Annotated in this window: 13 protein-coding genes and 1 pseudogene; 8 read left to right on the top strand and 6 right to left on the bottom strand. The window is 65.5% G+C overall.

Features of this window, described 5'->3' with window-relative positions; all coding sequences use genetic code 11:
- Both VMD50_RS18930 and VMD50_RS18935 read left to right on the top strand, forming a co-directional pair.
- Positions 1-843 (top strand): tyrosine-type recombinase/integrase (locus VMD50_RS18930; protein ID WP_325429556.1); only part of this gene is annotated, 843 nt, incomplete at its 5' end.
- A 145-nt stretch (positions 844-988) separates the two neighbouring features.
- Positions 989-1,315 (top strand): helix-turn-helix domain-containing protein, encoded by a 327-nt coding sequence (locus tag VMD50_RS18935; RefSeq protein ID WP_325429557.1) that lies wholly within the window; start codon positions 989-991, stop codon positions 1,313-1,315.
- 64 nt (positions 1,316-1,379) lie between these two features.
- Here the strand turns inward: VMD50_RS18935 and VMD50_RS18940 are convergent, their stop codons facing one another.
- Positions 1,380-1,601 carry a hypothetical protein gene (locus VMD50_RS18940; RefSeq protein WP_325429559.1) on the bottom strand — a complete coding sequence of 74 codons (222 nt, stop codon included), beginning with the start codon at positions 1,599-1,601 and terminating at the stop codon, positions 1,380-1,382.
- Between the two features lie 159 nt (positions 1,602-1,760).
- Here VMD50_RS18940 and VMD50_RS18945 point away from each other — a divergent pair, with 159 nt between their 5' ends.
- Together VMD50_RS18945 and VMD50_RS18950 are read left to right on the top strand one after the other, a co-directional pair.
- Positions 1,761-2,012 (top strand): hypothetical protein, encoded by a 252-nt coding sequence (locus tag VMD50_RS18945; RefSeq protein WP_325429561.1) that lies wholly within the window; start codon positions 1,761-1,763, stop codon positions 2,010-2,012.
- An 847-nt stretch (positions 2,013-2,859) separates the two neighbouring features.
- Complete coding sequence (locus tag VMD50_RS18950; RefSeq protein WP_325429563.1) at positions 2,860-3,240, top strand: hypothetical protein; 381 nt, start codon at positions 2,860-2,862, stop codon at positions 3,238-3,240.
- Between the two features lie 461 nt (positions 3,241-3,701).
- On the opposite strand, the gene VMD50_RS18955 is transcribed toward VMD50_RS18950, so the two are convergent.
- The 3 genes and pseudogenes from VMD50_RS18955 to VMD50_RS18965 all read right to left on the bottom strand — a co-directional run.
- A complete protein-coding gene (locus VMD50_RS18955) occupies positions 3,702-5,114 on the bottom strand; it encodes an aldehyde dehydrogenase family protein (protein ID WP_414686122.1) in 1,413 nt (470 codons plus the stop codon).
- A 91-nt stretch (positions 5,115-5,205) separates the two neighbouring features.
- The gene (locus VMD50_RS18960; RefSeq protein ID WP_325429567.1) at positions 5,206-5,343 is read right to left on the bottom strand and encodes a hypothetical protein; all 138 of its coding nucleotides are present in this window, start codon (positions 5,341-5,343) and stop codon (positions 5,206-5,208) included.
- 85 nt (positions 5,344-5,428) lie between these two features.
- A pseudogene (locus VMD50_RS18965) lies at positions 5,429-5,554 on the bottom strand (hypothetical protein); the annotation flags it as partial.
- 115 nt (positions 5,555-5,669) lie between these two features.
- On the opposite strand from VMD50_RS18965, the gene VMD50_RS18970 reads away from it, so the two are divergent.
- On the top strand, positions 5,670-6,563 hold the full coding sequence (locus VMD50_RS18970; RefSeq protein WP_325429569.1) for an esterase family protein: 894 nt from the start codon (positions 5,670-5,672) through the stop codon (positions 6,561-6,563).
- Between the two features lie 16 nt (positions 6,564-6,579).
- Here the strand turns inward: VMD50_RS18970 and VMD50_RS18975 are convergent, their stop codons facing one another.
- Together VMD50_RS18975 and VMD50_RS18980 are read right to left on the bottom strand one after the other, a co-directional pair.
- A complete protein-coding gene (locus VMD50_RS18975; RefSeq protein WP_325429571.1) occupies positions 6,580-7,368 on the bottom strand; it encodes a FadR/GntR family transcriptional regulator in 789 nt (262 codons plus the stop codon).
- A gap of 128 nt (positions 7,369-7,496) precedes the next feature.
- Complete coding sequence (locus VMD50_RS18980) at positions 7,497-7,928, bottom strand: lipoprotein LpqH (RefSeq protein ID WP_325429573.1); 432 nt, start codon at positions 7,926-7,928, stop codon at positions 7,497-7,499.
- Between the two features lie 787 nt (positions 7,929-8,715).
- Between VMD50_RS18980 and VMD50_RS18985 the strand changes: the two genes are divergently transcribed.
- From VMD50_RS18985 to VMD50_RS18995, 3 genes are read left to right on the top strand one after another with little or no spacing between them, the layout of a single operon-like run.
- Positions 8,716-9,426, top strand: a complete 711-nt coding sequence (locus tag VMD50_RS18985) for an MlaE family ABC transporter permease (RefSeq protein WP_325429575.1) — start codon at positions 8,716-8,718, stop codon at positions 9,424-9,426.
- On the top strand, positions 9,426-10,280 hold the full coding sequence (locus VMD50_RS18990; protein ID WP_325429578.1) for an ABC transporter permease: 855 nt from the start codon (positions 9,426-9,428) through the stop codon (positions 10,278-10,280). The genes VMD50_RS18985 and VMD50_RS18990 overlap by 1 nt, the downstream gene beginning before the upstream one ends.
- A 2-nt stretch (positions 10,281-10,282) precedes the next feature.
- A complete protein-coding gene (locus VMD50_RS18995) occupies positions 10,283-11,740 on the top strand; it encodes an MCE family protein (RefSeq protein WP_325429580.1) in 1,458 nt (485 codons plus the stop codon).
- Positions 11,741-11,749 lie beyond the last annotated feature (9 nt).

An 11,749-nucleotide genomic window follows, 5' to 3' on the forward strand; every position in this document is an offset into this window, starting at 1 on the left:
ACGGTGCAGCGCTATCGGGCATACCTTGCCAACGACATCGCGCCGGTGATGGGTGCGATGCCATTGGTGGCCCTCGGGCGCGACGACATCGCGGCCTGGGTGAACGCGATGGCCGACGATGAGGCTTCGGGCAAGACCATCGCGAACAAACAACGCTTCCTTTCCGGCGCGTTGAACGCTGCGGTGGCTGCAGGGCACCTGGGCACCAATCCGTGCCGTGGACTTCGGTTGCCGCGCTGGCAGCGACGGGAAATGGTCTTCCTCACTGAGGCGGAGTTCGCGACACTCCTCAACGCGGTGACGGGGTACTGGCGCCCCTTCGTGGAATTCCTTGTGGCCTCGGGTGCCCGCTGGAGCGAGGCGACTGCACTGCGGCCCGGCGATGTCGATATCGATCAAGGAACAGTGCGCATCGTGCGTGCCTGGAAGGTCGTCGACGGCGGCGTGAAGCTCGGGCCGCCGAAGTCGAGCAATTCGGTGCGCACGATCAATGTTGCCCACAGTGTGCTCGACAAGCTGGACTACGACGGTGATTGGCTGTTCCGCAACCGCGCCGGTGATTATGTACGGGCACAGGGCTTCTCACGGCGCGTGTGGGCGCCTGCGGTGGCGAGGGCCGAACTGGGAAAGCAGCCGCGGATTCACGATCTGCGTCACACCTGTGCGTCGTGGATGATTGCCGATAACATCCCGTTGGCGGTAGTGCAGCGGCACCTCGGTCACGAGTCGATCGAAACAACGGTCGGCACCTACGGGCACCTGGACCGGCGTAGCGCCCAGGCGGCAGCCGCCGCGATTAGCGCTCGGTTGGCGGCGACCGCTGGGCTTTCCGAAAATCCGTGAAGATTTCCGATGGCGGCTGTAGCGGGGGGACTGGGCTGGGCTTACCGTGAATCATGGCTCGATTGCCGAACGCTGCGGGACATGGCGGCATCTCGACTGTAATAGCAGAATCTGTTGTGTCTGTTGACTATTACTGGATTCCATCGTGGGCGATTCGCTGACCTTTGACCTCACCGAGGCGGCCGAACGCATCGGCGGCGTATCGGAGAAGTGGCTGGCCGCGCAGCTGCGTTCCCGGAAGATACCGGGGCGGAAGGTCGGCCGGAAGTGGCGCATGACCCAAGGCGATATCGACGCTTGCCTTGACATCTTCAAGGTGTGCCCGATTCCGAAGCCGGACTGCGCGGTTGCGGCCAGCGGCGCCTCTGTGGGTCTCACACGTACCAGTCATAGACGCGTGAAGCCCGCTCGTGTTCCGGCGCCAGCGCCTCAGTACTCACTATTTCCGTCCAGCCTGTTGGATCGGTCATAACTTGGCGGACTCGTCTGAGTATCGAAAGCTGTTGGCTCCAACTCTCAGCTGACGCCGATCCGCGCTACGTCGGCACAGTGTCTCGGCTGTGCCCGGTGGCATAGCGGGCGATGATGTCGGCGACGGCCTCCTCGGCGGTAGTCTCGCCGCGCGTGATGCGAAGTTCCAACTGGCGGGTGTAATCCGCCACCTCATCGCCAGCGAGTGCCAGTGCGACGTCAGCTACCGCTATCGCCTCGTGGTCCCGGGTCGTGGGGCAAATGAACAGGTGCTCGTCGTCGGTCACGGCGCTGATCATATGCCGGCAAGTCGCCGGCGATCCGCCGCGGAACGGACGCCTGCCACCGCCGTGGCGCGGCATGGACAGCCGCCTCTATTGATCGTCGATGAGATGTGCCTTCTGGAGTGATCGAAGCAACCGGGTGGCCGCCCGAAGCGTCGGGGCGTGGACTCCTGCCTCGAGTCGGCCCGCGTCAGCCTCCGCTGCCAGGGACTCCAAGACCGTGCGGCAGGCACGGGGAGAACCGAGCACGACTTGTGCCGCTTCCGCCGGGCTGACCGGTCCGCGCTGAGCTTCGATTCGTACCCGCTCGACGAGCCGCTCGACGGGTTTCTCGACGATCTCGACGCGCACACCGATTGCGCCGTTCGCGGCGGCGCGGCGCTCCTCGTACGCGGCGCGTCGACATCGCTGTGAGCACCACACTGGAGGGCGTCCAGGCTTGGGCGGCCACGGGGCAGCGGGCAGCGCGCCACCGCATCGTGGACACCGTCTCCCCTCCATGAATCACCATGGTAGTGGGGCCTAAATAGTTTCACACGGACGAAATTGCGTTATTGTTTCGTGACCTGTGTGCAAGAGGTGTGATATGCGAAGGGGTTGGTTTCTTAGGTTGGCCTAAGTGATGAGCGGCCGTGACGTGACGGTTCAGGACGGTGCACCCAGGGAGGGCACCCGCGTGGAGAGCTACTGGTGGAATTAGTGGATGACCGGTTCTGGCGTGGTATGAAGCACCGCGATTGAGGAGGCATCGTGGATTGGTCCGCGGCTGTCTGCGTTCGGCGCTAACCGTGTGGATTCGGTGATTCCGAGCGGGTTCCCCGCCTACGTGCGGCTGCTCCACCCGGTCTGGCACCGCGCGCGGCGAGGGCGTGCGCATGGGTGCGGTGGGGTAAGGTCGCCGTCTGGAGCGGGATCGCGCCGGAGCGAACCGCGCAATCCAGGACATCGCCCTACCGCGGCAGGCCCCGGCCGCGCCATGGAACAGCCAATGCCCAGGCACAGGAACTCTGCCCACGGATGATGCGGCCGTGCTGGTCGAGCTGCTCGACGACGCCACCCATCGGCAGCAGTGCTGGTTTTGTGTGTGGGATGGCTACGGTTGGGATCACACAGTTTCGATGACGGCCACGAGTGGCGGCGACGCCTGTCCGCAGGGCCCCATGATGCTGCCGGACCCGGTACCGCAGTGGGTGCGTGCCGGCCGCGGGTGCAACTGCCGAATAGGCAGTATCTGCTCCACACCGGGCCGATCCACGCCGCCATGGCGTTCGTAAACGACAAGCGGCAAACCGCGAACCTATGGTGGCCGCAGCACCACGGCTGGTGTGTGGCCAGTGAGATCGACCTGCCGTGGACCTATCTTGGCGGGCCAGAATCGCTGATCGAGACGGTGCTGGCCGACACCCGACTGGAGGCCATGCCGGCACGGCCGGAGGATCCGATCCACTTCCGCCTACAGGGATGGCTGGACACCCTCGTCGCCGATGCCACCGTTGAGTTGCCCGAGCGCGGCACGGCAACACTGACCACCTGGCGCGGCAGTGTGCACGCCACCCTGACCCGCCCAACCGCCGTCGCCGCTGGGTTGGCTGCAAGTCTCCAACGGTGCGGGCGGCAGCGCCAGTATGGCCGTGATGTCTGAATCCGAGGATTTTCTGCTAAATGGTGGGCTCCGCCGCTATCTCGGTTCAGTTGTCACTGACCTCGTCAACAATGAGCAACGCACACGTCCGTTGATGCCAGCGGTTGATTCATGTGCAGGGTGCGATCTGCACTAATTGGTCTTCTGGCACGGGCGGGTTGTGAGCTTCGGGTGACTCCACTACCTAGGAATCGCGCGTTTCTGAGGCAGCGGCACGCCGGCCAGCGAACAGGCTGCCCGCGCGCCTACAGCTGTTGTTGTCAGTGCCCGCAGATGGCGTTGGTGCTCATGGTGGAGGACTTGTATCTGGCCATTGACTATCTGGCCTTTGACAAGAGGTATGCGTGGCTGACAAAGAGTCATTTGTCTTGTCGGGTAACCACGAGCGCCGACGCCGAACTGCTGTGGCGCCGGCACCTGGAGGAGACCACCGAGCCTCACCGCGACGCCCGGCTCGCGGGTCATCGTCGATGCTGTCTGCGCCGCCGCGCGCGGAAACGTTCGAAGCGAATGTAGGCCGATATGGCCGGCAGCAGCGCTGCGGGATACGGCGGAGTGACCAGGCCAGCGAAGCTCATCGGTAACCGGTTCGCGGTGACGGTGCGCTGGTGGGTGAAGGTGTCGAAACCCGCCTTGCCGTGGTAGGCGCCCCAGCCGCTGTGCCCGACACCACCGAACGGCGCAGCCATCATGGCGCAGTGCACAGCGAAGTCGTTGATGGCCATCCCCCCGCTTTGCGTGTTGGCGCGAAACTCGTCGAGGCCGCGCCCGCGCGGGCCGTACCAATAGGCCGCCAGCGGCAACGGTCGTGCCGCGACATAGTCACAGACCTCGCCGATCGTGTCGTAGGGCAGTACCGACAGCACGGGACCGAATACCTCCTCCCGTGCGATCCGCATGTCATCGGTGACGTCGTGCACCAAGGTCGGGGGAATGCGCCGCCGGATGGGATCCGAAGGGGTGCCGGTGTCTCGGACCGTCGCGCCGCGCGACCGGGCGTCGTCGATCAACGCGTTGACGCGCTGGAAGTTCTTGTCGTCGACGATGCTCACCAGATCCGCCTCGTTGTCCGCCGACGCCGTGACCCGGCCCTGCTCGAGCGCGGCCGTGACGAAGGAGTCCACCCGGCCGCGAGGGACGAACGCGTAATCGGGGCACAGACAGACCTGGCCCCCGTTGGCCAACCGGGCCGCCATCACGCGCCGGGCCATTGCCGGCACGTCGGCGTCGGGTGCGATGACGGCCGGGTTCTTGCCGCCGAGCTCGAGGGTCACGGGCACAAGATTTTTGGCCGCTGTTGCGGCCACAAGCGCGCCGACACCGGGTGACCCGGTGAAGAACAAATGATCAAAGGGCAGCGCACTGAACGCCGCACCAACCTCGGGCCCGCCCGTGACGACGGTCAGTTCGGTCGGTTCGAAGTACGTTGCGACCTTGGCGGCGAACAGGTCCGCCGTGCGGGCGGTAACCTCGGAGAATTTGATCATCACCCGGTTCCCGGCGGCGAAGGCGGACGCGGCGGGCTGGACGACCAGCCCGACGGGAAAGTTCCACGGGCCGATGACACCGACCACCCCCAGCGGCCTTTTCTCCACCACCGTCGGAAGGCCGAGCAGCGTCGCCGATTTGAGGCGCTGTGGCCGCATCCAAGACTCCAGGCGGCGACGAGTCGCGATCAGGTCTGGCAGGATCCCGGCTAGGTCCGAGAGCAGGTTGACCGCATGCGGCCTGTTGCCGAAGTCGGCGTCGAGCGCAGCCGAGAATTCGTCGGTGTTCTCGGTCAGCAGCAGAATGTGCCGGTCGATCCTGTCGCGGCGCACCGCGGCCGGCGGCGGTCCGGCCGCGAGGAAATCGGATCGCTGGGCATCCAAAATCGCCTTCAGCGTGCCCGGATGATCCTCGGTGGCTGCGGGGGCGGGCCGTTGGGCTTCAGCGGACATCGCGCTCCGTTCGAAGTTGTTGTCGTTACCGATGTTTGGCGAGCGGCAGCGTCACGGCGGCGCAGGTGAGGAGCATCAGGGTGCCGCCCAGGCCGGTGACCGGCGCGCCCGCAGCGACCACCCGCGGCGGCAGTGCCGCGATGAGCAGCAGGGGCAAGGCCACGAAAAGCGCCTCGAGCGCCAAGGTTTGTCCGTCGCGGGGCGGTGAGGTTCCCCGGGCCATGAGGTGAGGAGCCGCGCGAGCCGGCCTATCCTCCGGCGCCCGGCATGACCGGCGGGTACGCGGGTGGCGGGTTGACGCCCCTGAGGATCCATGCGAACCAACTGATGCTGTGTTCGATCTCGTCGCTGGCGTCGTAATCAAGTGTCGGATCCATGTGACAACCCCTCGAAGCTGCTGCTCGATCACTTTCGCATCGGCCACAAGTATTGCACTAACATAACCAAGTTAGAAGTGTCGGCACTATAGCGGTCGGCAGGAGGTTGAGCATGAAGTTCGGTTCGATACTGCTTCGGGCGGCGTCGGTGGCGATGCTGGGGTTGGCCTCCTCGCTGCCGGTCTCGACGGGCGCGGCCGGGGCGGCCGCCCTCGAGAACCTGATGGTCCCGTCGGCCGCGATGGGCCGCGACATTCCGGTCACGTTCCTGGCCGGCGGCCCGCACGCGGTCTACCTACTCGACGCCTTCAATGCCGGAGAGACTGTCAGCAACTGGGTGACGGCGGGTAACGCGATGAACACGCTTGCCGGCAAGGGCATCTCGGTGGCTGCGCCGGCGAGCGGCGCCTACAGTCTCTACACCGACTGGGAGCAGGATGGGAGCCGCCAATGGGAGACGTTCTTGTCCAGCGAACTACCGAACTGGCTGTCTGCGAACAAAGGCCTGGCGCCCGGTGGGCATGCGGTCGTCGGGGCGGCCCAGGGCGGCACCGGAGCGATGATGCTGGCGGAGTTCCACCCGGACCGGTTCCGCTACGCGGGCTCGATGTCGGGCTTCCTGTACCCATCGAACACGACCGTCAACGGCGCGATCAGCGAGGGCATGCAGCGCTACGGAGGCGTCAACACGCAGGCCATGTGGGGCGCCCCCCAATTGGGCCGGTGGAAGTGGCATGACCCCTACGTGCACATCGCGGAACTGGCGAACAACGGCACCCGGGTGTGGGTCTTCTGCCCGCAGACGTTGACCGCCAGTGACCCGGCCGCCATGATCGGCTATGCCGACCAGGCACAGGGCACCAACGCGTCGTTCTACGCGTACTACAAGCAGGTCGGCGGCCACAACGCGAGTTTCAACCTGCCCACCGGCGGTGACCACGGCTGGTCGACCTGGGGCCCTGAACTGACGGCGATGTCCGGCGATCTGGCTGCCAACATCAAATAGCGGGCTTCGTCACAACTCAATCCATCACGTCGCGGACCCTGGTCTTCTTGCATGCCGTGAGCAAATCCGCTGCGGCGTTCTCCATGTGCCGGCGCCAATGAGCCTCGGCCTCAGCGCCTTCGCGCGCTCGGACCAGCTCCACGAGGCGACGGTAAGACCGCAGGAGTTTGTCGGCCTTCGCCTTGGGCATCGCGTTGTGCGCGCCGACCATCGCCGCGCTGACGTGCCGGACGGAGATTTCATCGAGCATCCCGGCGATGATGCCCAGGGTCACGTTGCCCGACAACTCGACCATGCGGCGATGCAAGTTCGCCGACGCGCGCGCCAGGTCGCCCCCCTCGAGGGCCCGGGGCATCTCGCTCACCAGGCGGTCAAGTTCGGTGTGCGCGTCATCGGTGCCATGCTTGGCGAGCAGTTTGGCTGCGGGCGGCTCGATCACGACTCGCGCGGTCAAGACGTCGGCGAGCGTGGCGACGGACAGCTCGAGCAGCAGTCCCGCTGGGCGCGCAACGATTTCCGGTCCGGGGACGCGCACTCGTGCCCCGGTACGTGATCCGCGCCGGACCTCCACGAGCCGCTCGGACTCCAATACCCGGACGGCTTCGCGCAGGGTCGGCCTGCTGATCGCGAAATGGGCCATCAGCTCGGTTTCGTGGGGCAGGAAGTCGCCGTCCTTGAGCTGACCGTCGACCACCATCCGACGCAGCGTGCGCGCAACCAGCTCAGCGGTTTTCGGCGACCGCACCACAGCGGGCGCGGCCCTTTCGGTTCCGGCGAGGGGTGCCGGCACATCTGGTCGAGTCAACGCAGCCTCCTAGTTGGCCGGTCATGACGAATACCCATGCGCCCCTGTGCATCCGGGCATCCCCCACCCATCCGGAAATACTGGTGGCACGGTCCCGGGATTTACTGGCCCGCATCGATGGACTCGGTTCAACAGGCGACTTCGACTGTGTAGTCACTCATGGTCCGGACGTAGGGATGCTCGGCGGTGAAGCCGGCGGCGGTGCCGGTGAGTGTGTAGGTCTGATCGACCATGCCCAGCCGCGCGGTGCCCTGCAGACCTTGCCAGTAGCTACCGGTGAACCCCCCGAAACCGTTGAAGGTGACTCCCTTCGCGGCATGCGAGTCGAGCAGCACCACGACACTCGGGGCCGTGGCCCCGATGGTGATCTCGGTCAGGCCTTTTCCGATGTTGTTGCACTGCACCGCCGGGAGAGGACCCGCTGCGTTTCCGTTGACGGTGATCTGCGCGGTACCGCCGGGCAAGGCCCCTCTGGGCAACTCGAGAGCGGGCGGCACCGACGAACACCCGGCGACGCCCACGAGCATTGACAGTGTGGGGGCGATGTATCGGCGCTGCATGACTCACCTCGATGTGCTTAGGGCCGCGGGGAGTCATGGTAGCCAGCAACACCGCCACAGGCTAGCCGCTATTCCGAACTCCATTGGGTTCCCGCAGATATGAAGCGGCGAGCGGGCGCGGCTCGATCGCTTACCGACGTCCGCTTCGTGCGCGGAAGTGACGACGATACGTTGCGGAGTGGAGCCTGCTGAAGGCCGACTGAGCGGTCTGAACGGCGCCGAAATGCCGGACGGCCACTCCAGCGGGTTTGCTGGAAGTAGCGGAAGTTTTCGAGATGCGCTACGGAGCTATACGCCAGCAAAGTTTTGCAAGAATGACGGGCAGTCCCCGTGGAGCCGTTTCACAGCGGGGCGGCCGACCCAGGCTTCGCGCCCACGGAACTGCCGTTTGCGGTTCGCCCACCTGATGGGTCTTTGAGCAGTTGATACCACGTAGAACGGTCCGTTGACGGCGAGTGGCGGGGGTGTCTGGCGGCGTCGCAGCGGCCCCGCGTTGCGCCCCGGCAAAGACCTCGGCGGGGCCCGCACAGCAAAGGGCACTTGGTCTACTAGGTGGTAATGGTAACTGGCTTCACCGTGGCGCCCAGGTTGTTGCCACAGTCATAGCAGTTGCGGTACCGTTCTGCGGCATCCTCCCGTGTTGGGGGTCACAGTCATGCGGAGGTCTGAGTCGTGTCCACGAGTGGATCGTCGCAATGTCAATCACGGGCAGTCGCGTAGGTAGCTGTTAGTGGCCGCGACACATCCAATTGTCAAGCCGCTGAGGGAAATCGGCAGCTTTTTCGCGATGTCGCTGGATACCATGGTTCAGTTCGTGCGGCCACCGTTCGCGTGGCGGGAGTTCATTCAGCAGAGTTGGTTCACCGCCCGGGTATCGCTGCTCCCCGCGGTGCTGCTGGCGGTCGTCTTCAACGCGTTCGTCGTCTTCCTGCTCGATGTGCTGTTCTTCGAGATCGGGGCCGGCGACAACTCGGGAGCGGGCGCGGCGCTCGCCGTGGTCGCCCAGATCGGGCCGGCCATCACCGTATTGGTGATTGGGGGCGCCGCCGCCACCGCCATGTGTGCCGACCTCGGTGCGCGCACGATCCGCGAAGAGATCGACGCCATGCGGGTCATGGGCATCAACCCGATTCAGCGACTGGTGGTGCCGAGGGTGGCGGCGCTCACCGTCAACAGCTTCCTGCTGAGTGGGCTCGGCACGGTCGTCGGACTCGGTTCCGACTACCTGTTCGCGGTCTACGTCTCAAATGTCAACCCGGGCGCCTACGTGGCCAGCATGACGTTGCTCGTCGGACTTCCCGACGTGATCATCGCCGTCGTCAAGGCGACGATGTTCGGCCTGGCGGCCGGCTTGATCGCCTGCTACAAGGGGTTCACCGTCGGCGGTGGACCGCAGGGCGTCGGTAACGCGGTGAACGAGACCGTCGTATATACGTTTATGGCCTTGTACGTGATCAACACGTTGCTCAGCGCCGTCCTCGTGCAGGTGCAGCACTGATGAGCGCGGCACCCAGCGGCGCGCGGACACCGAGGCTGGTCGGCACCGTAAAGGGCTGGGCCGCCGGATGGAACCGCATCGGCGAACAGACCGCGTTCTACGTCCGGGCGATTCTCAGCATCAAGGATGCCCTGGTCTATTACCGCACGGAGACCGTACGCGTCATCGCCCAGATGAGCCTGGGCGTGGGTGCGCTCGCCCTGATCGGCGGCACAGTCGCGATCGTCGGTTTCCTGCTGCTCAACGTCGGTCTGCTGGTTGCCATCGTCGGATACAGTCAGACGGCCAATCTGGGGGTGGAGGCACTCGTCGGGTTTTTCTCCGCGTATGTGAACCCGCGTCTGGCGGCGCCGCTGATCACCGCCCTCGGTTTGGCCGCCACGATCGGCGCCGGGGCCACTGCGCAACTCGGTGCGATGCGGATCAGTGAGGAGATCGACGCGCTCGAGGTGATCGGCGTGCGTGTGGTGGCATACCTGGTGTCGACGCGCGTGCTGGGTGGTATCGCGCTGTCGATTCCATTGTGTTGCATATCCCTGATCGTGGGATTCGTGTCGATCCAGTTCCTCGTCCAGTTCACCTACGGGCAGTCGAGCGGCGTCTACACCCACTACTTCTACACGTTCCTTCAACCGACCGATGTGCTCTGGGCGGTGATTCAGGTGGTCTTGCAGGGCATCGTCGTCATGCTGATCCACACGTACTACGGATTCAACGCCACGGGCGGTCCCGCCGGCGTCGGAGAGGCGACCGGCCGCGCGGTGCGGGCCTCGCTGGTCGTATTGACACTGCTTACGGCGGCAGTCGGTCTGGCGCTTTACGGACGTTCCGGCAACTTCCACCTGTCGGGATAGCGATGACCGAACGCAAGCGGCGTGAGTTGGGCCTGCACCCGGCGGTATGGACCCTGATCCTCGTTGTGCTGATCGTCGCGGGCGGTGTGTTCACCGTCCTCGCGTTCAACCGGGACCTGCAGTCGTATGCCCGGATCACGCTGGTGTCCGACCGCGCCGGCCTCGTCATGGACCCGGGCGCCCAGGTGAAATTGCGTGGCGTGCAAGTCGGTCGGGTGTCCGCGATACAGCCGAACGGCAACGTGAAGCTCCAGCTCGAGCTTTATCCCGACCAGCTCAAGTACATTCCGGCCAACGTCGAGGCCCAGATCACCGCGCCGACGGCATTCGGTGCCAAGTACGTCGAGCTGGTCACCCCCGATCACCCGAGCGCCAAACGGCTCGCTGCCGGGGCGGTGCTCAAGTCCCGCAATGTCAGTGTCGAGGTGAATACCACCTTCCAGAACCTCGTCGGCGTGCTGAACCAGATCGACCCCGCGAAGCTCAATGCGGTGCTCTCGGCATTGGGCGAGGGCTTCCGCGGGAAGGGCGAGGCGCTGGGCACGGCCACGACGGACCTGAATCAGGTTCTGCTGGCGATCAATCCGCGCAGCGACACCATCCGCGAAGACTACCGCGCGCTGAAAGGATTCAGCGACACCTATAGCGCGGCCGCCCCGGACATCCTGGCGGTGCTCGACTCCGCCGGCACGACGAGCACCACGATCACCGACGACGCGCATTCGCTCGACTCGCTGCTGGTTAACGTGGTTGGCCTGTCCGACAGCGGCATCAACCTCGTCGGCCCCGCAAAGAACAACCTGATCCACGGCATCAACGTGCTCGAGCCGACGACGCGCCTGCTGATGAAATACAACCCGGAACTGACCTGCTTGCTAGTTGGCGCGTACGAGAGCTTGGACGATCTGATCGAAACCGTCGCGGGACACAACGGAAAGTCGCTCATCGGCGATGCCGGCATCTTGTTCGGCGACGACATGTACCGGTACCCGGACAACCTGCCCGTCAACGGCGCCAAGGGCGGGCCCGGCGGCGCGCCCGGCTGTGGCTCGCTGCCGGACGTCGGCAAGAACTTCCCGGTGCGCTATCTCGTGACCAACACCGGGTGGGGCACCGGGATGGACGTTCGGCCCAACCCCGGGATCGGCTTCCCGGGGCTTGCCAACTATGGCCCGATGACCCGGGGGACGCCGAAGCCCCCGAGCATTTACACCCTGAACGGGGGACCGGCGCCCGGTCCGGTTCCTTACCCGGGCGCGCCGCCCTATGGTGCGCCGTGGTACCTGCCGGATGGAACCCCGCTGTATCCGGGCCTGCCGCCTGCCATACCGGGCAGGCCCCGCGAGCCGGGCCCGCCGCCGCCGGGTTCGGAGCCTTCGGTGGTGGCGCATCCGGCGCAAGTTCAACCCACACCGGTGCCGACGATCCCGCCGCCACCGCCGGACCAGCCCGACCACTGATCGCCGGAA

The sequence above is a fragment of the Mycobacterium sp. genome (assembly GCF_035506235.1).
Classification (GTDB): Bacteria; Actinomycetota; Actinomycetes; order Mycobacteriales; family Mycobacteriaceae; genus Mycobacterium.